Consider the following 21,812-nt stretch of genomic DNA (forward strand, 5'->3'; position numbering starts at 1 on the left):
CTTCAGGGGAGTGGGAGCTCCAGGGTGGCCGTGGCGCCCTTGCCTGGGCCCTGGCTCTCCAGCGTGAGGCGCCCTCCCATCAACTGCGCGGCCAGCGCGCTCGCGTGCAAGCCGAAGCCGTGGCCGTCCTTGCGTGTGGTGAAGCCGTGCGTGAAGAGCTTCTCGCGCACCTCCGGCGCTATCCCCATGCCGTTGTCCACCACCTGGATGCGAGCCTGCCTTCCCTCCAAGACAAGCCGTACGCGCAGCAGCCGCTGCCCCTCGGGCAGCACGTCCAGCGCGTTCCTCGCGTTGCTCAGCAGGTTGATGAGGATCTGCAACACCTTGTGCTTGTCCACCTGCAGCTTCGGCACTGCCGACAACTCGCGGATGACGGAGACGCCGTGGCGCTTGAGCGAGCCCAGCTGGATGCGCAGGGCGTCATCCACCAGCTGTGCCAGATCGCACTCCACCTCCATGAGCGAGGTCTTGGCGTAGGTCTGCTGCACCTGGACGACGGCGCGGATGTGCTCAATGTGCCGAGCCATCGCCTCCACGTCCTCCATCAGCTTCTCCTGCTCGCGCAGCAGCTCGTCGGACAGCTCGGCGAGGTACTCCGGGAGCTGGCTGCCTCGCGAGTTCTCGGAGAGGAAGTTCGCCAGGTCGCCGCGGTGCTCCAGGAGCAGGCCCGCGGCCTGCTTCACCCGGTTCACACGGGAGGAGCCCACGGCCCTTCGCATCAGCTCGATGTTGATGACGGCGCTGGTGAGGACGTTGCCCACGTTGTGCAGCACGTTGGAGGCCACCTCCGTCATGCCCACCTCGCGGGCCATGTCCACCAGCCGGGCCTGCGCCTCCTTCAACGCGCGCGTGCGCTCGTCCACCCGCCGCTCCAGATCGTCGTTGGCCCGGCGCAGGGCCGCCTCGGCGATCCGAACCTCCGTGTACAGCCGCGCGTTCTCGAGGGAGATGGCCGCCTGCGAGGCGAGGTGACTCAACAGGAAGAGGCGCTCCGGGCTGAAGGCGTTGGTGGCCAGGTTGTTCTCCAGGTACAGCACCCCGGAGAACACCTCCTGTCTCATCAGCGGCAGGCACAGCACGGAGCGGACTCCACCGCGCCGCAAATACTCGTCGGACGAGAACGGATGGGGCTGGGAGGCATCGTCGATGCGCACCTGCTCGTGGGTCCGTTTGACGTAGGTGATGAGCGTCCACGGCAGCTCCCCGTCTGGAGAGGCGCCTGAGACGGCCGCGACCGAGAGAAAATCCCCCTTCGGCAGCAGCAGGGCGCCCCGCTGAGCGCCGGCGTTCTCGATGACCACCTGCATCAGGGTGTTCGCCAGCCGCTCCAGGACGATCTCCCCGGAGATGGCCTGCTGTGCCTTCACCAGCGTGAGTGCGTCGATCTGCGTCGAGTCCGTACTGGTGGTCACCTCGGTGCGGAGGGTCTCGTCCTCAGGGATGACCCGCAGCGGCGCAAGGCCTGGCCAGCGGGAGTCCAGGTGCCGGACCTTGCCCTGGGCACCCCACTCCACGTAGGCCGCCCGGGCATCGCGCGCGAAGCAGAGGGCGGCCGTCCGAGCCCGCCGCGTCCGCCAGAAGTTCGCCGCGAGCTCCGCCGCGATGCCGAGATACTGGAGGAAGCCGTTCTCGCGGGCCGCATCGATGGCCTCTTCATAAGCGGGGCTCGCCTCATCCGGCCGCCCCTTGAGACGGGCCAGCTCCGCGAACACCATCCGCTCCGGAGCACGGAAGGTCTCGGGGCAGCTCTCCGCCCACTGCGCGAGCTGCACATGGTGCCGCTGGAGGGACTCGAGGAGCTCCCCCCGCGCCTCCTCCGGCCGGGCCTCGAAGCTCGCGGCCAGTGACAGGGCCCGGTAGAGGTGGAAGTCCAGGATGTTGATGCTTCCCTTCATGACCCAGATGAGCCCGGCCACCTTGTCCGCTGCTTCGAGCGCTTCCTCGTAGGCGCCACACATGAAGCGGGACCTGAGCTTGGTAACCCAATAGGCGCTCCGCAGGACGCCCATGCGCGCGGACGACAAGGACGCCTCGAACTCCTTTTCGTCGAAGCCCTCTCCGCTCAGCGTGTCGAACGCGAACGAGCGCCCGCGCATCTGCTGCACGTAGCGCTGATAGAGGAGGATCACGTCCCGCGCATCCACGACCCCGACCTTGCGCGCGAAGTCGGCTCGCACGAGCGACTCCTGGTAGACATCATCCAGGTTGTGCCCCATGGCGATGCGGTTCAAGAGGATGGACGAGCTGCAGTAGCAAGCCGGTTGGAAGTCCCCCATCTGGACCGCGTGGTGGAAGGCGCCGAGGACGATGTCCTGTGCCACGGAGAGGGGTTGGCTCCAGTAGCTGATGAACTGCAGGCTGAAGAGGAGCCTCCCCCGGAGAGCGGACAGGCTGTAGCGCTCGACGAATTCGCGGGCGAGCACCCCCAGCGCATAGCCCTCCCGGTACCGATTGAAGGAGACACCGGACATCAACCCCAGCCAACTGAAGCCCGTCACGGAGTGCGCCGTGAAGCCGTGACGTAGGGTGAGGGAGACCATCCGGCACAGGTTGACGATGAGCAGGTGGGGATTGATGAAGAACGAGGACGAGAAGAGCGAATGGAGGGCCCCCATCGTCAGCTTCATGTCCGGATCGGTCATGAGTGGAAGGTCGACGAGGCTCTCGATGGGGCGCTCTCCGATCAGCGCCCACACCTCCTCATAGGCGGCGGTTGCCTCCTCCTGTGAGGGATTCGAGGGGAGCGCCATGCCCAGCCGCTCCAGGAACTCCAACATGCAGGCGGAGGCCTCCTGGAGTCGCCCTCCGCCCACCAGGGTGTCATTCTTCAAGCGGTAGGCATCCGCCATGTCCGAGTGGGTACGTGCTCGAGAGAGGAGCTCCTCCGCCAGACGGCTCGTCTCGGCGGAGTTGCCACACATGAGCTCGCACGTCGCCCACTCGCGCCTCACCTTGAAGGCCAGCGCCTCGTCCGTCTCCCACGGGTCTCCCGGGATGAGCGCGAACGCCTTCGCGAAATAGGTGATGGCGGGACGATGCGCGATGGACGCCATCGCCTTCGCTCCCGCCTCCGCATTCAGCCTCGCCAGCTGGTGACGCTCTTCGGGCTCCTGGATGAGCTCCGCCCCGGCGTTGAGCTGGCTCACCACATCGAAGAGCTTCTCCCTCTGTTCTTCGGGAGAGAGCCCCGCCAGCATTGCCCGGCCAATGCGCAGGTGGATGGCCTTCTGCTCCTCCTCCGAGATGAGCGCATGGGCCGCCTGGTGGATGCGATCATGCAGGAAGCGGTACTGCTCCGGGCCTCCCCGCATCACCAGGCCCTCCTGCAGCGCGGGCCCCAACCCCTGCTCCACCTCGCCCACGTCTCTCAACTCCGAGAGGGTGCTCAACATGGACAGGGAGAAGACGTTGCCCACGCACGCGGCCAGTTGCAGCAGGCGCTGCACCTCCCTGGGCAGCTGGCGCAGCTTGCCCACCAGGAAGTCCACCACGTTGTCCGAGTACCCCGTCGCCCGGACGCCCTCCACGTCCCACCGCCACCCTCCCTCCGGCGTGCGCACCAGCAGCCCGTCCTGGTCCAACGCCAGCAAGAGCTGGTTGAGGAAGAACGGGTTGCCGCCCGTCTTCTCCCTCACCAGCGCGGACAGCGGCTCCACCACCTCCCGCTCCGCCCCTGGCAGCGCATCCGCCACCAGCTGCTCCACCTGCTCCAGGCTCAGTGGCTCCAGCTGGATGTCCGTCACGCGCGCGCCCGACTTGCGCACCGCCTCCAGGGACAGCATCAACGGATGGGAGAGGCTGACCTCGTTGTCCCGGTAGGCCCCGATGAGCAACAGGGGCGGCGCCTCCGGGTGGGTGAGCAGGTGCTGCAACAATTGCAGACTGGCCGCGTCCGCCCACTGCAGGTCATCCAGGAACAACACCAGCGGGTGCTCCCGCGTGGCGAACACCCCGAGGAACTTCAGGAACACCTGATTGAAGCGGTTGCGCGTCTCGGCGGGCGGCAGCGCCTCCATGGGAGGTTGGCTGCCCGCGATGAGCTCCAGCTGGGGAACGAGCTCCACCATGCGCTGGCCCTGGTCCCCCCAGGCCGCCTGAAGACGCTCACGCCTCTGGGCCAGCTCCTCGTCGCTGCCCGCCAGCAACTGCTGCACCAGCCCTTGAATCGCCCGCGCCAGGGTCGCGTACGGAATGTCTCGCTGGAACTGCTCGAACTTCCCACTCAGGAAGAAGCCTCGCCGTTGCACCACCGGCTTGTGCAGCTCCTGCACCAGTGACGACTTGCCGATGCCCGAGTAGCCGCGCACCAGCATCAGCTCCGCCTGTCCTCCGTGGACGACCCGCCCGAAGCCCGCCAGCAGCGTGGACACCTGGGCCTCGCGTCCATACAGCCGCTGCGGCAGAGAGAGCCGCCGGGGGATGTCCCGAGTCCCCAACGGGAACACCTCGAGCATCCCTCCGCGGCACTGCTCCAGATCGGCCTTCAGCCCCTCGGCGCTCTGGTAGCGCTCCTCGGCCGTCTTGGCCAACAGCCTCATCACGATGGCCGACAGGGCCAGGGGAATGGTCGGGAGAAGCTCGTGAGGCGGCTTCGGGTGCTGGGCCATGTGCGCGTGGAACCACTCGAGCGCATCCCGCCCTTGGAAGGGCCGGCTTCCCGTCAGCAGCTCGTAGAACGTCACCCCCAGCGAATACAGGTCCGTGCGGTAGTCCACCAACCGGTTCATCCGCCCGGTCTGCTCCGGCGACATGTACGCCAGCGTCCCTTCAATCAGGTCCGCCGGTGCCGCCTCCAGGTGCTCCACCCGCTGCAACGTGGCCACCCCGAAATCGATGAGGCGGGTTCCGCCCTCCGGCTCGGCGATGATGTTCGCGGGCTTGATGTCCTTGTGGATGACGCCATGGCGGTGGATCTCCGCGAGGTTCTCCGCCAGGGAGATGGCCAGCTCCAGGAAGCGCGACACCTCCAGGGGCTGGCCCACGAGCTCGGACAGGGGCGCTCCGCGCACCTCCTCCATCAGGAGCACCGGACGCTCGAGGACCTGCTCGTGGGAATAGCTTCGGACTACCCCACTCACATCCCGCAGCCGTTGCAGGATGCCGTACTCCCTGCGATAGCGCTCGCGCTCACGCGGGCCCGAGACGGCCGTCGCGGGAGTCTTGATGATGACCGGCAGGCCATCCGACTCACGCACCGCCTGGAAGAGCACGTTCGAGCTCGTGGCTCGGAGCGTACCGAGCAGTTTGTACCCTGGCAGGTCGAGCATCACTCAACCCAGGCGGCGAAACCGAAGCTGGATGCCGCTCTTGGGTTGGGGGAAGGGGACCAGGAGGTATTCGAGATCCTGCCCCGGCACGAGCTCCCACGCGTAGTGCTTCAGCAACAACGTCAGCATCACGCTCATCTCCACCATCGCGAAGTGCTGGCCCAGGCAGATGCGCGGCCCGCCACCGAAGGGAATGAACGCGCCTGGCTTCTTCTGTTCGGTGCGCTCGGAGCCGAAGCGGTCGGGGTCGAACCGGTCCGGATCCGGCCAGTTCGAGCCCGCGTGCGCGGCCCTGATGCTGACGGGCACCATCCAGCCCTTGGGGATGCGGAAGCCCTTGAAGACCACGTCCTGAGTGGTGACGCGAAAGGCCCCCCCAATGGGTGGAATGCGGCGCATCCCCTCGTTGATGAGCTGGGCGAGGTAGGGCATCGCCCGCAGCGCATCCAGCGTGAGGGGGCCATTCAGGCCCGCGACCGCCTCGCGGCCGCGCTGGAGCACGTCCGGGTGTTGGGCCAGCAGCAGCATGAGGTTGGCGGTGGCGGTGACGGTGGTGTCGTGCCCGGCGAAGAGGAGCAGTTGCAGCTCCTCGACGATCGTCTCGCGCGTCAGGGGGGCGCCCCCTTCGTCACGGCTCTGGAGGAGCGAGCCCAGCAGATCCGGCGGTTGCTCGGTCCGCGTCTGCCGCTCGGCGACCACCTTGTCCAGATAGCCGACCATCGCCTTCTTCGCGGCGAGCGCCCGACCGAACGTCGTCCAGGGCAGGTTCACCGTAAGGGGAGAGAAGAGTCCCGCCGTCCAGGCCTTGAAGTGGCGCATCAGGAACGGCACGTCCACGGTGTCCTGCCCGAAGATGAGCGCCAGGGCGATCTCAAAGGCCAGCTCCCGCATGGCCGGCCACAGGGTGAAGTCACCCGGGAGCGCCGCCCAGCGTTCGAAGTGCCGCGTGGCGAGCGACTCGATGGAGGGCACGAACCCGCGCATCGTCGCGTAGCTGAAGTGGGGCGCGAGCAGGCGGCGCCGCTCCAGATGCTCCTCGCCTTCGATCATCGAGAGGCAGTGCGCCCCGAGCAGCTGGCGGATTCCAGGAGTCCAGCGGTTCTTCAGGTACTTGCCCTCGCCCGCGAAGATCCACTGGATGGCCTCCGGGCCGAGCAGGAACGCGGTGGGCGACCCCAGCACGTGAGACCGGAAGACGGGGCCGTACTGACTGTGCCGGCGCTGGATGAAGGCCCGGCTGGAGCGCAGATACTCCAGCGTCTCCCCGAGTAACGGGAGGCCAGACTTTCCAGGCGGGAGGGGGAGGTTTTCAGGAGATGGGGAGCTAGCATCCACCTGGTGCGTCATGTCGATGTCTCCGGGCTGTTGGGGGCACAGCCCATGAGGTCCGATCATACAGGAAGCCCAAATGGGACGTGAGGGAGGGGCCGAGGGTGCAACCCCTCCTCTCCTCTAGCGTGCGTCGCGACTTCACTCCTGGCGAAGCACGAGCAGCCGCAACTCGGTCATGTCCTCGATGGCGTACTTCACGCCCTCGCGCCCCAACCCCGAGCCCTTCACGCCTCCGTAGGGCATCGTGTCGACGCGGAAGCTCGGCACGTCGCCCACGACGACGCCACCCACCTCCAGCTCGTCCCACGCGCGCATCGCCTTCGACAAGTCGTTGGTGAAGAGACCCGCCTGCAAGCCATAGCGCCCCTCGTTCACCACGCGGAGCGCCTCGTCGAACGCTCGGAAGGGCTGGAGCAACACGACCGGTCCGAAGGCCTCCTCCGCACTCAGCGGCTCGTCGGCGGGCACGCCCTCCAGCACGGTGGCCTCGAGCAGTGCACCACGCCGCCCTCCCCCGGTCAGCACACGCGCCCCACGCTCCACCGCGCGCTGAATCCACCCCTCCAGCCGCCGCGCAGCGGGCTCGTCAATCATGGGACCCAGCGTGGTGGCCTCATCCCGGGGATTCCCCGCGCGCAACGCCCGCGCCCGTGCGACGAGCCGCTCACGCAGCGCGTCGTACAACTCCTCGTGCACGAGCACGCGCTGCACCGAGATGCAGCTCTGCCCCGCCTGGAAGAAGGCGCCATGCGACACACGGTCCGCGATGAAGTCCAGGCGGTCGCCCTGGTCTCGGTCCACCACGCAGGCCGCGTTGCCGCCCAGCTCCAGAACCACCTTCTTGCGGCCAGCGCGTGCCTTGAGCTCCCACCCCACCTTCTCCGAGCCCGTGAACGAGAGCAGCTTCAGCCGGTCGTCCTCGATGAAGGGCCCCACATCCTCGAGGCGCGTCGGGAGGACGGAGAAGGCTCCCTCGGGCAGGTTCGTCTCGGCGAGCACCTCGGCAAGAATCATCGAGCTCACGGGCGTGCGATCCGACGGCTTGAGCACGAACGGGCAGCCCGCGGCGATGGCCGGCGCCACCTTGTGCGCCACCAGGTTGAGCGGGAAGTTGAACGGGGTGATGAACGAGCACGGGCCCACGGGCACGCGCTGAGTGAAGCCTCGGTAGCCGGCCGCGCGCCGCGACACCTCCAGGTTCAGCACCTCGCCTTCTATCCGCACGGCCTCCTCGGCTGCCGCCTTGAAGGTGTCGATCAACCGGGTGACCTCGCCCCGCGCGTCACGCAGGGGCTTGCCTGCCTCCACGCAGAGCGCGAACGCGAGCTCCTCGGCCCGCTCACGGAAGCGGCGCACACAGTGCTCGAGCACCTCCTGCCGCGCATACGGCGCCAGCCTCCGCATGGGGCCCGTCGCTCGCACGGCGGCGGCGATAGCCTCCTCCACAGCGCCCGCGTCCGCGAGCGCCACGTGTGTCACGACCTCGCCCGAGTACTTGTCGGTCACAGCCAGCTCCGCGTTGGGCTGTCGCGGACGGTTGGCCAGGTAATACGGGTAGCGTTCAGCCAGCATGGCGTTCCTCCCTTTCACACGGCGCCGAGCGCGCGCGCATTGTCCGAGTAGTCGATAGGCAAGTCGATGACGTGCACGCCGCCCGACTCCAGGCAGCGCGCGAGCGTGGAACCGAACTCCGTGGCGCTCGTGGGGCGGTGTCCGCGTGCGCCGTAGGACTCCGCGTAACGAACGAAGTCTGGGTTGCCCAGCGCCATCCCATAGTCCGGCAGCCCCATCTCCCCCTGCTTCCAACGAATCATCCCGTAGCCATCGTCGCGCACCACGACCACCGTCAGGTCCAGCCGCAAGCGCACCGCCGTCTCCAGCTCCTGCGAGTTCATCATGAACCCGCCATCACCACAGACCGCGAGCACCTTGCGTCGCGGGTGGACCAGCTTGGCCGCGATCGCGGACGGGAGCCCCGCGCCCATGGTCGCGAGCGCGTTGTCGAGCAGCAGCGTGTTGGGCCGGCGGCAGCGGTAGTAGCGAGCGAACCAGAGCTTGTACATGCCGTTGTCCAGGCACACGATTCCGTCATCCGGCATCGCGCGCCGCACCTCGGCGACGAGCCGCGCGGGGTAGATGGGGAAGCGGTCATCGTCGGTGCCACGCGCGAGCTGCGCGTCGAGCCCCGCGCGGGCCTCCTCGAAGGGCGAGAAGTCCCAGTGCGCACGCGAGCCAACGCCCTCCGCCAGGCGCCACACCGCGTTGGCGATGTCGCCCGTCACCTGCACCCGAGGGAAGTACACGGGGTCCACCTCGGCCGGCGAGAAGTTCAAGTGGACCACCGTGCGGCGGTCATCGCGCATGACGAAGGGCGGCTTCTCGATGACGTCATGGCCCACGTTGATGATGCAGTCCGAGGCCTCGATGGCACGATGGACGTAGTCCCCGTCCGAGAGCGCCGCCGTGCCCATCCAGAGCGGATGCGTCTCATCCACCACGCCCTTACCCATCTGAGTGCTGAAGAAGGGAATGCCCACGCGATCCACGAAGACGCGCAGCATCTCCGAGGTGAGCTTGCGGTTGGCGCCCGCGCCAATCATGAGCAACGGGCGGCGAGCGGAGGCGATGGCCTCAACCGCCTGAGCAATGGAGGCCTCATCCGCCACGGGCCGGCGATGGGCGAGCGGCGCGATGGGCGCGGCCTCGGTGGACTCACGCGCCACGTCCTCGGGCAGCTCCAGGTGCGTCGCGCCGGGGCGCTCCTCCTGGGCCCGGCGGAAGGCCTCGCGCACCGCGGAGGGGATGTGCTCCGAGGAGACGAGCGTGCGGGTGAACTTGGTGAGTGGCCGCATCATCCCCACGACGTCGACAATCTGGAAGTGGCCCTGCTTGCTGACCTTGATGGGCTTCTGCCCGGTGACCATCACCATGGGCATGGCGCCGAGCTGAGCATACGCCGCGGCCGTCACGAGGTTGGTCGCGCCAGGCCCTAGCGTCGAGAGGCACACGCCCGCGCTCCCAGTGAGCCGCCCCCAGGTGGCAGCCATGAAGCCCGCGGCCTGCTCATGACGCGTGACAACGAAGCGCATGCCCGCGGCGCGCATGGACTCGAGCATGTCCAGGTTCTCCTCTCCAGGGAGTCCAAAGACGCAGCGCACGCCCTCCGCTTCCAGCGCTCTGACAAACAGATCCGATGCCTTCATGGGGATTTCCTCCGGGACGAGGAGAAATCTAAACGGGACCCACGATTCGTCCATTCGTTTGTTCCCATGGAGTCGATAGGCATTGCCTATGATGGAGGAATGGAGCTCCGCCACCTCCGCTACTTCTCCGCCGTCGCTGACACGCTGCACTTCGGCCGTGCCGCGCGACACCTCCACGTGTCTCAGCCCACGCTGTCGCAGCAGATCCGCCAGCTCGAGGAGGAGCTCGGCGCGCCGCTCTTCGAGCGCGCACGCAGCGGTGTGCGGCTGACGCAGGCGGGAGAGCTGTTCCGCACCTATGCCTCGCGCGCGCTGGAGGACGTCAACGCCGGCCGAAGGGCGGTGGGAGCGCTGCACGGGCTGACGACGGGGACGCTGCGAGTCGGCTACCCACCCAGCATGCGCGGCGTGGTGGTGCCCGCGCTCGCCGCCGTGCTGCGCAGGCATCCGGGCCTGGCACTGAGCGCCGAGGAAGCCATCGTGCGACGCGTGGAGCGGCGGCTCGCGGATGGCAAGCTGGACGTGGGGCTGGCGTATGCGCCCGCGCGCCTCCCCGACCTCGACGCGGAGCCCGTCTTCGACAGCAAGCTCGCGCTCGTCGTCGCCCGGGGGCACCCGCTGGCGGGAGCGGAGTCCGTCGGAGCGCGGCAGCTCGCCGAGGAGCCCTTCGCCTTGCTCTCGCGCGGGCTGCGGGTGCGGGCGCGCGTGGAGGCCTGGTTCTCCGCCATGCGGCTCGCCCCCCACATCGCGCTGGAGTCGAACGCGGTGGGCACCGTGCTCGCGATCGTCCGCGCGGGCCTCGCCGTTACCGTGCTCCCCGAGCCGCGGCTCGCCGACGCCGAGCGGTTGGTGGTGAAACGGCTCACCCCCGCGCCGCGGTCCGAGCTCGCGGCACTCCTCTGGCGCAAGGGCGCGCCCCGTGCACCCGCGGCGGAATTGTTCGCGGCGGAGGTGCGTGAGAGGGCGAAGGATGCCGGGGAGGATTGACGCGTCAACATTTGTGTCAAACCAGCCATTGACGCGTCAAAACGCTCTTTTCCCGAGGCCTTCAGGGTTGGCGCACACCCCACTTTCCTCTAGAAGCCCCCGGCGGCTCCGTGGCCCGGAGCCTGCAATCACGCTTGTCACATCCATCGCTCTTCGAGAGCGGCCGCTTCGGAACCGGAGCAAGCGGGTGGGAGGGAAACCTTGTTTTCACGAAAGCATCACCAGCTGCTGGGAGGAGTCGCACTCCTCTGGGCATTCACCTCGCAGGCCCAGACCAGCATCCCCAGCTTCGAGCTGGAGCGCCTGCAACTCAACCCCAGTGCGCGCGACAGCCTCGTGCTGTCCACGGGCGACCTGCTCCAGAAGGGGCAGTACAACGTCGCCTTCACCATGCACTATCAGCGCAAGCCGCTCGTCCTTCTCCAGGATGACAAGGAGATTGGCACCATCATCTCCGACCGCGTGACGGCGCACCTGAGCGGTGCCTACGCCTTCACGGACTGGCTCGAGGTGGGCGCGCAGATTCCCGTGGTGTCCCAGTGGGGCCCGGAGACGGGGCGGCTGGGCTATGAGACGCCCTCGAACCTGGCGCTGGGTACGCCCTGGCTGCAGGCGCGCGCCGGCATCCTCTCTGAGAATCGTGATGGACCGCTGGACCTCGGCGTGCACCTCGGCGCGGCGCTGCCCTTCGGCAGCGCGGAGGCCCTCACACGGGACCAGGGCTTCGTCTTCACGCCGCGCCTGGGCCTCGGCAAGCGCATCGGCGACTCCTGGCGCGTGGGCGCCGACGTGGGCGCGCTCGTCCGCACCAAGTCGTACCCGCTCTCCGAGGGACGGGTGGACTCCCGGGACGAGCTGGGCCTGGAGGTGAATGGCGGCATCAACGTCTCCGCCGCCCTGTTCGGCCTCAAGGAGGAGCTGCTGGTGCGCGGCACGTACCCCACAGCCCGCACGCCCGCCTCCCTGGAGGTGCTGCTCGGCCTGCGCGCCCCCCTTGGCCAGGGCGTGGAGGTGTACGGCATGGGCGGCCCCGGCTTCGGACAGACGCCGGGCACGCCGAACTTCCGCGTGTTCGCGGGCTTCTCCTTCTCCCCTGACACCGCCGCGGCGGCCCGGTGCGTGGAGGGCAAGCCCCACGACCCGGCCCAGTGCCCCGACCTCGACGCCGACGGCGACGGTGTGAAGAACTCCGCCGACCGCTGCCCGACGGAGAAAGGCCTCGCCGAGCTCAACGGCTGCCCCGACACCGACGACGACAAGGACGGCATCCTCAACCGGGCCGACCGTTGCCCCGCCCAGGCGGAGAACATCAACGGCTACCAGGATGAGGACGGCTGCCCGGATGACCCGGACTCGGACGGCGATGGCATCACGGACTCGAAGGACGCCTGCCCAAAGGAGGCCGAGGACAAGGACGGCTTCCAGGACGAGGACGGCTGCCCCGATCCGGACAACGACCAGGACGGCGTCACCGACGCGCGCGACGCCTGCGTCAATGAGGCGGGTCCGAGGGAGAACCGCGGCTGCCCCGACAAGGATCGCGATGGCGACGGCATCGTCGACCGGCTCGACAACTGCCCGGACGAGAAGGGCACCGAGAAGAACAAGGGCTGCAAGGAGAAGCAGCGCGTGGAGATCACAGAGGGGCAGATCCGCACGCTCGAGTCCGTCTTCTTCGAGAACAACCAGGACGTGATCAGCCCGCGCAGCTACAAGCTGCTCGACTCGGTGGCCTCCGTCCTCAACTCGCACCCGGAGATCGAGAAGCTGCGCATCGAGGGCCACACCGACAACCAGGGCAAGGCCGACTACAACATGGACCTGTCGCAGCGCCGTGCCAACGCGGTGGCGAAGTACCTCCAGGGCAAGAACGTGGCCGCCGACCGCCTGGAGCCCAGGGGCTTCGGCCAGACGCAGCCCATCGCCAGCAATGACACCAAGGAAGGCCGCGCGAAGAACCGTCGCGTGGAGTTCAAGATCGTCGGGGACGCCAATGGCGTAGAGACGAAGCAGGGCAACCCCTCCGACACCATTGAGAAGTGAGGTAGAGATTCCATGGATACGTGTGTCAATGAAACGCTCCCCCGGGAGCCAGTAACCGTGAAGCCCTCACGCGCGGGTCTCTCCGCGGCGGCGCTCACGTTCGCCCTCCTCGCAACCCTCACCGGCTGTGGTGGAACGGAGCTCTCCGGCCCCACCTCCTCCGAGCCCACGCAGGAGCGCACCTCCGCGCTCGTCAGTACCTGCGGCAACGGCAAAATCGAAGAAGTCGAGCAGTGCGACGACGCCAACACCACCGCCGGCGACGGTTGCAGCCCGACTTGCACCCTCGAGGCCCATGCCAACTGTGGCAACGGGACGATCGACGACTTCGAGCACTGCGACGACGGCAACACCACCGCCGGTGATGGCTGCAGCGCCACCTGCACCCTCGAGGCCGGGTACAACTGCATCGCCAACCTCGCGAGCCCCTCGGGCCCTGTGACGTGCGCCGTGACGTGTGGCGATGGCGTCAAGGCCGAGGCCGAGGAGTGCGACGATGGCAACACCACCTCGGGTGACGGCTGCTCCTCCACCTGCGTCAGGGAGAGCGCCTTCAATTGCCAGAACACGAACGTGAGCGCCTTCTTCACCCGCCGCGGCCGCAGCGAGTGCACGAAGGTGTCGAACCTCAACTCTCCGGTAGGCCTGCCCGAGGCCTCGACCCAGCCCTTGCTGAGCGTGCCGGGCCGCTACCGCATTCAGTACGTCTCGGGAGCCGCCAGCTTCTCGAACAACGAGAACTGGCGCCCCGGCATCATGGGCGTCAACTACAGCTCGGCCACCGGTCCGCAGAACTTCTCGCGCGGGTACACCGCGGGTTACACCACGCGCACCGAGGCTCTGAGCCAGGCCATCCGCAACCTGCCGACGCTGCGGCAAGACTTCGATGCCATCACGGGCGACGTCCGCGTGGCCTTCATCGACACCGACTGCGACAACGGCAACAACAGCGAGAACACCATCACCTACCGCGTGGACTCGGTGTCCATCTGCCAGCTGCCTCCCGTCATCACGGATCCGCCCTCGGGCGACACCTCGGGTGCGACGGTCGTGGGCACCGGCACGCCGGGCGCCACCGTGAACGTCTATGTCGGTGGCAGCACCACGCCATCCTGCACCGCCGTCGTCGATGCCACCGGCCGATGGACGTGCAACCTCGTTGGTGTGACCCCCGGGACGCAGACGATCACGCCTACCTCCACCATCGTGAGTGCCACGGTGCCGGGTAACCCCGTCACCTTCAGGTACGATGATACGGAGCTGGAAGCCCCCATCATCACGGGCCCGCCCAATGGCTCCGTGACCAGCAACACGACGCCCCCGATCAGCGGCACGTCGGAGCCGGGCACCACGGTGACGGTGCGCGAGGGGACGACGGTGATCTGCACCGCGATCACCAACGCCAGCGGCGCGTGGACCTGCACCCCGACCACGGCGCTCGCCCAGGGCCCGCACACCGTGACGGCCACGGCCACCCGGCCGTCGGGGGGTGACCCCAGCCCGGAGTCCAACTCCGACACCTTCACCATCGACAACCAGCCGCCCGATACCTCCATCGACCAGAAGCCCGACTCGAGCACCGAGAACACCACCGCCGAGTTCACGTACTCCTCGAACGAGACGGACGTGACCTACGAGTGCGAGCTGGATGGCCAGGGCTGGGCCCCTTGCGCGAGCACCTACACCGTCACCCCGGGGCAGCACACGCTGCGCGTGCGCGCCACCGACAAGGCGGGCAACGTGGACCCCTCGCCCGCCGAGTACACGTGGACGGTGACGGAGCCCGTCACGGAGCCCGAGCCCCCGCCCGAGCCTCCGGCAGGGGAGCCCCCCGTCTTCGGAGGTGGCGGCTGCAGCGCGGCGCCCGTGTCGTCCTGGCTGGCGCTCCTGGGCCTGCTTGGCCTGCGGCGGAGGAGCCGTCGCTGAGCTGAAGTGAAGGGTCTCTGAAAGACCCAGACGGGGGTCCACCTGACCGGGTGGGCCCCCGTTTTCTTATATGCTGCCCCGGTGGGGACGACGGGTCAGAAGCCTGAGGCGTACGAGGAGGAGTTGCTCCTCGCGTTGGATGAAGGGCTGCTCTCCCAGGAGGAAGCCGGAGCCCTGCGCGAGGAGGCGCTCCGCCTGGAGCGAAGTCCCCTGGAGCTCCTGCGGGAGCAAGGCGTGCTCTCCGAAGACACCCTCGTCATGTTGCGCGAGGAGCTTTCCCGAGAAGACACAGGCCGGCGCAACGGCTCGAACTCGAGTGACTCCCAGCCCGAAGAGGCCGCCACCCTGGCCCCCGGCACGCCCGGAGCGTCCCCCTCGTCTTCCGTCACCCCCTCCGAGGAGCCTCGAGAGCCCACCTTCCCGGTGCCGAACTGGGAGCGCTACCAGCCGGTGCGCTTCCTCGGCCAGGGCGGCATGGGCCTGGTGTTCCTCGCGTATGATCCTCTGTTGCGCCGCAACGTGGCCCTCAAGTTCGTGCGCGGCGGAGACCCCGAGCTCGCGCGCCGGTTCCTCGCCGAGGCCCGCGCCCAGGCCCGCGTGCGGCACGAGCGCGTGTGCGAGGTGTACGAAGTCGGTGAGGTCCAGGGCCGGGGCTTCATCGCGATGCGGTACGTGGACGGGCAACCGCTGGGACAACTCGCGGACGCGCTCACCCTGGAGCAGAAGGTGCTGGTGCTGCGCCAGGCCGCCGAGGGCGTGCACGCGGCCCACCGCGCCGGCCTCATCCACCGCGACATCAAGCCCGCCAACATCCTCGTGGAGCGCACCGAGGACGGAGGCCTCGCGCCCTTCGTCATGGACTTCGGTCTCGCGCGAGACTGGCGCGACGAGGGCACGGCCTCGGGCGCGGTGCTGGGCACGCCCCACTACATGGCTCCCGAACAGGCCCGGGGCGAGGTGTCCCGGTTGGACAGGCGCGTGGACGTCTATGCCCTGGGCGCCTCGCTCTACGCGCTGCTCACCGGACAGCCCCCCTTCACCGGCGCCAACGCCCTGGAGGTCATCACCCGCATTCAGTCCGACGAGCTCCGCCCTCCCCGCGCACTGGACCCGGACATCCCCTCGGACCTTGAGGCCATTGTCCTCAAGTGCCTGGAGAAGGAGCGCTCGGCCCGCTACGACTCGGCGCGCGCACTCGTCGAGGACCTGGAGCGCTTCCTTGGTGGCGAGCCGGTGCTGGCCCGCCAGGGGCTGGGCTACCGGCTGCGCAAGAAGGTCCGCAAGCACCGGGTGGCGCTGTCTCTCGGCACGGGCGCGCTGCTCGTGGTGACGCTGGCCCTCGGCCAGGCCGTCCTCGCCCGCCGCGAGGTGGCCGAGCGCGAGCGACTCTCCCGCAGCTTCACCGAGCGCGTGGAGCGCATCGAAGCCTCGGCGCGCTACTCCGCCCTGTCGCGGTTGCACGACACACGCGAGGACCGGAAGGCCCTCCGCGCGGAGATGGACGCGCTGGAGGCCGAGGTGCGCCAGGCCGGCCCTCGGGCCCAGGGTCCGGGCCAGTACGCCCTGGGCCGCGCACTGCTCACCCTGGATGACCTGGAGGGCGCACGCGAGCGGCTCGAGTCCGCATGGCAGCTCGGCTACCGCGAGCCCCGGGTGGCCTGGGCGCTCGGGCTCGTGCTGGGCAACCTCTACCGCGAGCAGCTCCTCCAGGACGTGGAGCGCCGCAGCCCCGAGCAGCGCGAGGCTCGCCGCCGCCAGCTCGAGCAGCGCTATCGGGACCCGGCGCTCGCGTACCTGCGGCAGGCCGAGGGCCTCGACGTCCACGCCCCGCCTTCCTATGTGAAGGCGCTCTTCGCCTTCCACGAGGCCCGCTACGAGGAGGCGCTGGCCCACCTGGAGACCCTGGGCACCGCACAGCCGTGGTTCTACGAGGCTCCCCTGCTCCGGGGCGACGTCTTCCTGGCCCGAGCCACGCAACGCTGGAACCAGGGAGACAGCGCCGGCTCCCAGGCGGACCTCGACGCTGGCCGCCAGGCCTATGCCACCGCCATCGGCACCGCCGAGAGCGAACCCTCCGCGCACTACGCCCTGGGGCGGCTGGAGCTCGCCGCGCTCATCATGGAGCTGTACGGCAAGGGAAACATCCTGCCCCACTACCAACGAGGCCTGGAGGCCCTGTCCCGCGCGCTCGCCGCAGCGCCGGACTCCTACCGCGCCCAGGTGCTGGAGTCGGGCTTCCACCGACGGCTCGCCGAACAACGCATCAACCAGAGCGCCAAAGATGTGGAGCCCCTGCTGGAGAAGGCCATTGCCGCCGCGCGCGCCAGCCAGGAGCTCGCACCCCCGAGAGCCCGCGTCCCGCTGCAGCTGGCCGTCACCTGGCGGCTGTGGGCCCGCTACCGGCAACAGCAGGGGGAGGATCCCCGCGAGCAGCTCCGCCAATCCATCGAGTCCTTCGAACGCCTCCGCCCCGAGGAGCGCGACTACGCCTTCTACGCCAACCTCGGTGTGACCCACAGGGTCTGGGCTGACTATGAGAGCGAGCACGGCGGAGACCCATTCGTCCACCTGGGCAAGGCCATCGACGCGTACCTCGCCGCCATCCACCTGGACGAGCGCCAGGCGGATGCGTGGATCAACCTGGGCAGTGCCTACCGCCAGCGGGCCTCACGCCCTCACGCGCCCGACGTGGAGGGAGACCTGGAGCGGGCCCGGGATGCGCTCGATCGGGCACTGGCCCTCAACCCCGCCAATGTCGCGGCCTGCTTCCACGGAGCCGATGTCTCCACCCAGCTCGCCCACCTGCGCCACAACCGGGGCGAGGACTTTGGGCCGGACCTCGAGAAGGCCCTGACGCTCTACCGCAAGGGGCTGGCCATCAACCCCAAGCTGTCGCTGCTCCACAATGGCCTGGGCATGGTGTTCGTGTGGCAGGCGGAGCAGCTCTGGGAGGACGGAGGCGATCCCGAGGCCCTGCTGACCCAATCCCAGCAGGCCTACGAGCAAGCCCGAGCCGTGGCGCCGCAACAAGCCTATGCCTACAACAACCTCGGCGAGGTCCATGCCCTGCGGGCCACCTTCCAGCTCGCGAGCGGAGAGGACCCGAGCCCAAGCCTCCGCAAGGCCGAGGAGTCCTATCGCAAGGCGCTCGAGCTGTTGCCCGGCGATGCCAACTTCTGGGCCAACCTGGCCCGGACGCATGACCTGATGGCCACCCGGATTCTGGAGCAGGGAGGTGACCCTCGGCCGGAGCTCGACCGTGCCGAGGAAGCAGTCGCCCGTGCACGCCAGCTCCATCCGCGCCTCGGTGATGCCTGGCGGTACCTCGCGGAGGCGCGCGGCGTGCGGGCCCGTTGGCTGGCGCGGCGGGACCAGGCGCGGGAGGAGGACTTCGAGGAGGCGGCAAAGGCCTTCCAGCAGGCACGGGAGCTGGAGCCGCAGCGGCTGGAGTACCAGCTCGCCGCCGGCCACTTCTACCGCGCCTGGGCCGAGTGGAGGGAGCACCGCGGCGCCGACCCCGTCCCACTCTTGCGGCAAGGCCTCGAGAGGGCCGAGCAGCTCCTCGCCACCCGGCCCCGGTGGGCCAGGGCCCAGACCCTGCGCGCGAGCATCCTCCTGGCCCTGGCCGATACCGCCGCCCCGGCCGAGCAACAGCGAACGTGGCGGACCCAGGCCCGGGAGGACCTGAAGCAGGCCCTCGCCCACAACCCTCACCTCAGGCCCGCGTGGAGCCACCAGCTCGCCGCTTTGCAGCAGCCCGTGGCGGGCTCACCTGGGCCCTAACTCGCGCCTGCGCCTACTTCTTCTTGTCCTTCTCCTCGGGGGGCGGGGGCTCCGTCGTCACGTCCAGCGAGCCATTCTTCGACTCGTAGTTTCCGCCGTGCCGGAACTTCCCCTCGACCCACGAGAGCGCGACCTGGGAGGTCGTCACGGTGAACGGGTAGGAGCCCGGTCTGGCATGCATGTCGACCTCCAGCGAGCTCGTGGGCCCCTGGGTGCCGCCCGTCAGCGACAGATTGGACGAGGAGAAACAGCTGGGCGTTCCAAAATTCATCTGGACGCTCTGGGCGGAGGTGGGGAAGTGGAACGTCACGATGTCGCCCTGACTGACGAGATTGCTGGGGTCGTACGAAATCCCCGTGTCCGTGATGTAGACGTTGATGTGGTTGGCCATGGGCCCTGGCTCCTGAATCCCGTGCGGGGACAGTGAAGGGACGTTGCTCGCCGGGAATTGCAGGCACCGTACCAGGCGGGCTCACCCGCCGTTCCCCTCGGAAGCACGGCGCTCCCGTCCCGGCCGGGGCCCGGATGGACACGTCACCAACACGTCAGGGACACGGGCCGACACGTCAGCGCCAGGACCCGGGAGCCACGCTCAGGCCTCGGCGAGGCCCAGCTCACGCACGCGGCGCTGGAGCGCGCGCTTGGACACCTCGAGCCGCCGCACCATCTGATCCAAGTCTCCCTGGCACTCGTGGAAGCAGCGGGTGATCTCCTCCGGGCTCAGGTCCTTCGCGGTGCGGATGAGGGAGCTCTTCTCGATGAGCACGTAGACGGAGGAGCGGGGAATGCCCAACCGGTCCGCGGTCGCCTTGAGATCCCACGAGCTGGCACGCAGGGCCTCCAGCAACTCCTGCTCCCCGACATCGGAGGGCTTGCGCCGGGAGGCTCGGACCTCCGCGGAGTCCGGCTCCTCGGAGGCGGGAGCCGGCCTGGAGGCGCCCGGAGTGGAGAGGACCTGCCCGGGAACGGCGGCGGCGGCGGAGTCCAGCTCCTGCTCGAGCCGCGCATCGACACGCAGGCCCGGCAGGCCGCGGCTGCCGATGACGAGCTGCCGGGTGACATTGCGCAGTTGGCGGATGTTGCCGGGCCAGGCGTAGCGCACCAGGCGAACGGCGAGCGAGGCGGGCAGCCACGGCTCGGCGCGAGGGTCCGTGCCCGACAGCCGCTGCAGCTCACCCGTGGCCTCCAGCTCCTGACGGGCGAAGTGGAGGAAGAGCGGGCCAATGTCCTCGCGGCGCTCGCGCAGGGGCGGCACCTGAATTTCAAAACCCGCCAGCCGGTGCAGCAGCGGCGCCTTGAAGACGCCCTGACGGATGCGCTCCTCCAGGTTGGCGTCCGTGGCGGTGATGAGCCGCACGTCCACGGGCACTGGGGCATGGCTGCCCACGGGGAACACCTCGCCCGTCTCCAGCACGCGCAGCAGCGCCACCTGCACCTCGGGCGGAGCCTCGCCCACCTCGTCCAGGAAGAGGGTGCCCCCATGGGCCGCACGGAAGAAGCCCTCGCGGTCCTTGGCGGCGCCCGTGTACGCGCCCTTCTGCACGCCAAAGAGCTCGGCGGAGACCAGCTCCTTGGGGAGGGCACCCAGGTTGACGCTGATGAAGGGGCCGGCACGGCGCGGACTGTTCTGGTGGATGGCGCGCGCCACCAGCTCCTTGCCCGAGCCCGTCTCACCTCGGATGAGCACGGGCACGTTCAGGTCAGCCACGCGAGAGACCTCCTCGCGCACGCGCCGCACGCCCTCGCTCTGACCCACCATGCCCAGCTCCCCCAGGTGAGGCTGCTCGGGCGTGCGCGTCAGGTGGAGCAGCACCGCCACGCGCTCGGCGAGCACGATCGGCACGCCCGCGGCCAGCTCCTCGGGAGAGAGCTCCAGGCCTCCGATGACGGGGCGCCCGGCGACGTGAACCTGCGTGCCGTCCTCGGGCACGAGCAGCCGCACGCCACCGCGCACCCCGGGCTCGAACTGCACGGGCTTGCGGCTGATGAAGGGGTCTCCCAGAGGCAAAGCCAGGAGGCTGCCAGGACGGGAGAAATCCGGCTCATTCCGTGACAGGGACGCCGTCCTGCCCAGGGAGACCAGCGTCTCGAGCAACAGCCGCTCGCCGATGCGCTGGGGCTGCGGATGAGAGACGATGGTCAGGGTGGGCACGGAGCGCGAGGCGTGGGCTTCCTTGCCACGCGCGTGCACTGCGGTCGTCGAGGGGTCGTCGGAGATCTTGCGCTGCATGGGGCCTGGCAGAAATTTCGCCATGGGGGAGTCTACACCGCCCCACCCCATTACCACACGGGAGGCGCACTCCTGGCAGGCCGGACGACTACTGAGCGCAGTAGGTCTCGCGCTCGAAAATGGCCGTGACGTTGACGACCGAACCCGGGCGGATGACAAATCTCGACGAACCGCGATGCGAGCCGCGTCATCCGGCAGCGCTCGGGGCCTCCACACGCGACCAACGACAGCAGGGCCGCAGTGACCGGAAACCAACGCAGACGCGCCAGACCTTCGTGGGACATTCTCTCTTCGCTCCTGTGAGGGATGGGGCCCGCGCTCCAGAGCAATGAAGAGGCCTCCCGGGCGCTCCACCGCTCCCGTCCAGGAAATACGAGGGGTTGGACAGCGCCCTCGTCCATCAGCCAGGCCCCTAGACGCTCCCTCGCTTCCAAGCTCCAGCAGCACGGGGCCCGGGTGTGCAACGTAGGAAGGAAGGAGCGGGCGGAACGCAACCCTTGCGTCCATCCCGCGCAGCCCTTGCGCCCTGGCGGGTGCGAGGCGTGCCCGTGCCTCGGAGCTGGGCTGGCACGGGACATGGAATGGAGCGGGTCATGGCTCGCATCCTCATCGCGGTTGATGGCTCTCCCGCGTCCCTGCGCGCCCTGGAGTTCGGGGCCTCGCTTGCAGCAAAGCTGGGGGTGGGAGTCGTCCTGTTGTACGTCATGCAGCAGGTGATGCTCCCCATGGGCGGCGGCGGCGGCCCGGAGACACTCTCCGAGCTGCAGGACGCCCTCCGGACCGAGGGCACCCAACTTCTGAACTCCCTGGCGGACAAGGCCCGAGCGCACAACGTGGCGGTGGAGACGGAATTGGGCGTGGGAACTCCGGCGCTCGCCATCCATGACCGCTCGGAGGCGCCGGACATCCAGATGGTGGTGATGGGGAGCCGGGGACACGGAGCAATGGCACGGCTGCTACTCGGCAGCGTGGCCACCCAAGTGGTGCACTCGAGCGGCAAACCTGTGGTGGTCGTGCGATGAGCGGACCCGGAGGAAGTGA

General features: G+C 68.8%; 11 protein-coding genes. 5 read left to right on the top strand and 6 right to left on the bottom strand.

The annotated features are described in order from the left end of the window. Positions 1 to 2: 2 nt before the first annotated feature. The 4 genes from F0U60_RS50535 to F0U60_RS50550 all read right to left on the bottom strand — a co-directional run bounded on the left by F0U60_RS50535 (position 3) and on the right by F0U60_RS50550 (position 9,802). Positions 3 to 5,267, bottom strand: coding sequence for an AAA family ATPase (locus F0U60_RS50535; RefSeq protein ID WP_395811709.1), 5,265 nt, complete (start codon positions 5,265 to 5,267; stop codon positions 3 to 5). Positions 5,268 to 5,270: 3 nt separating this feature from the next. Then, positions 5,271 to 6,662, bottom strand: coding sequence for a cytochrome P450 (locus F0U60_RS50540; RefSeq protein ID WP_395811710.1), 1,392 nt, complete (start codon positions 6,660 to 6,662; stop codon positions 5,271 to 5,273). A 75-nt stretch (positions 6,663 to 6,737) separates the two neighbouring features. After that, the gene (locus tag F0U60_RS50545) at positions 6,738 to 8,171 is read right to left on the bottom strand and encodes an aldehyde dehydrogenase family protein (protein WP_395811711.1); all 1,434 of its coding nucleotides are present in this window, start codon (positions 8,169 to 8,171) and stop codon (positions 6,738 to 6,740) included. A 14-nt stretch (positions 8,172 to 8,185) separates the two neighbouring features. Next, a complete protein-coding gene (locus F0U60_RS50550) occupies positions 8,186 to 9,802 on the bottom strand; it encodes an acetolactate synthase large subunit (RefSeq protein ID WP_395811712.1) in 1,617 nt (538 codons plus the stop codon). Between the two features lie 99 nt (positions 9,803 to 9,901). Here F0U60_RS50550 and cynR point away from each other — a divergent pair, with 99 nt between their 5' ends. From cynR to F0U60_RS50570, 4 genes are all read left to right on the top strand, one after another. Then, positions 9,902 to 10,789 carry a transcriptional regulator CynR gene (gene cynR / locus F0U60_RS50555; protein WP_395811713.1) on the top strand — a complete coding sequence of 296 codons (888 nt, stop codon included), beginning with the start codon at positions 9,902 to 9,904 and terminating at the stop codon, positions 10,787 to 10,789. A gap of 201 nt (positions 10,790 to 10,990) precedes the next feature. Further along, complete coding sequence (locus tag F0U60_RS50560; RefSeq protein ID WP_395811714.1) at positions 10,991 to 12,832, top strand: OmpA family protein; 1,842 nt, start codon at positions 10,991 to 10,993, stop codon at positions 12,830 to 12,832. 57 nt (positions 12,833 to 12,889) lie between these two features. After that, a complete protein-coding gene (locus tag F0U60_RS50565) occupies positions 12,890 to 14,758 on the top strand; it encodes a DUF4215 domain-containing protein (RefSeq protein WP_395811715.1) in 1,869 nt (622 codons plus the stop codon). Positions 14,759 to 14,839: 81 nt separating this feature from the next. Next, entirely contained in the window at positions 14,840 to 18,541 is a 3,702-nt protein-coding gene (locus F0U60_RS50570; RefSeq protein ID WP_395811716.1) for a protein kinase, read from the top strand. Positions 18,542 to 18,554: 13 nt separating this feature from the next. On the opposite strand, the gene F0U60_RS50575 is transcribed toward F0U60_RS50570, so the two are convergent. Together F0U60_RS50575 and F0U60_RS50580 are read right to left on the bottom strand one after the other, a co-directional pair. Beyond that, positions 18,555 to 18,932 carry a hypothetical protein gene (locus F0U60_RS50575; RefSeq protein WP_395811717.1) on the bottom strand — a complete coding sequence of 126 codons (378 nt, stop codon included), beginning with the start codon at positions 18,930 to 18,932 and terminating at the stop codon, positions 18,555 to 18,557. A gap of 201 nt (positions 18,933 to 19,133) precedes the next feature. Beyond that, positions 19,134 to 20,771 (bottom strand): sigma 54-interacting transcriptional regulator, encoded by a 1,638-nt coding sequence (locus F0U60_RS50580; protein ID WP_395825805.1) that lies wholly within the window; start codon positions 20,769 to 20,771, stop codon positions 19,134 to 19,136. Between the two features lie 593 nt (positions 20,772 to 21,364). Between F0U60_RS50580 and F0U60_RS50585 the strand changes: the two genes are divergently transcribed. Continuing rightward, positions 21,365 to 21,793 (top strand): universal stress protein, encoded by a 429-nt coding sequence (locus F0U60_RS50585; RefSeq protein ID WP_395811718.1) that lies wholly within the window; start codon positions 21,365 to 21,367, stop codon positions 21,791 to 21,793. The last annotated feature ends 19 nt before the right edge of the window (positions 21,794 to 21,812 follow it).

Origin of the sequence: Archangium minus, assembly GCF_044360475.1 — a bacterium.
Classification (GTDB): Bacteria; Myxococcota; Myxococcia; order Myxococcales; family Myxococcaceae; genus Archangium; species Archangium minus.

Excerpts from the sequence above, each read along its gene's own strand:
- F0U60_RS50545 (WP_395811711.1), bottom strand. The coding sequence starts at position 8,171 with ATGCTGGCTGAACGCTACCCGTATTACCTGGCCAACCGTCCGCGACAG.
- F0U60_RS50585 (WP_395811718.1), top strand. The coding sequence starts at position 21,365 with ATGGCTCGCATCCTCATCGCGGTTGATGGCTCTCCCGCGTCCCTGCGC.
- F0U60_RS50540 (WP_395811710.1), bottom strand. The coding sequence starts at position 6,662 with ATGATCGGACCTCATGGGCTGTGCCCCCAACAGCCCGGAGACATCGAC.
- F0U60_RS50580 (WP_395825805.1), bottom strand. The coding sequence starts at position 20,771 with ATGCAGCGCAAGATCTCCGACGACCCCTCGACGACCGCAGTGCACGCG.
- F0U60_RS50575 (WP_395811717.1), bottom strand. The coding sequence starts at position 18,932 with ATGGCCAACCACATCAACGTCTACATCACGGACACGGGGATTTCGTAC.
- F0U60_RS50550 (WP_395811712.1), bottom strand. The coding sequence starts at position 9,802 with ATGAAGGCATCGGATCTGTTTGTCAGAGCGCTGGAAGCGGAGGGCGTG.
- F0U60_RS50535 (WP_395811709.1), bottom strand. The coding sequence starts at position 5,267 with ATGCTCGACCTGCCAGGGTACAAACTGCTCGGTACGCTCCGAGCCACG.
- cynR (WP_395811713.1), top strand. The coding sequence starts at position 9,902 with ATGGAGCTCCGCCACCTCCGCTACTTCTCCGCCGTCGCTGACACGCTG.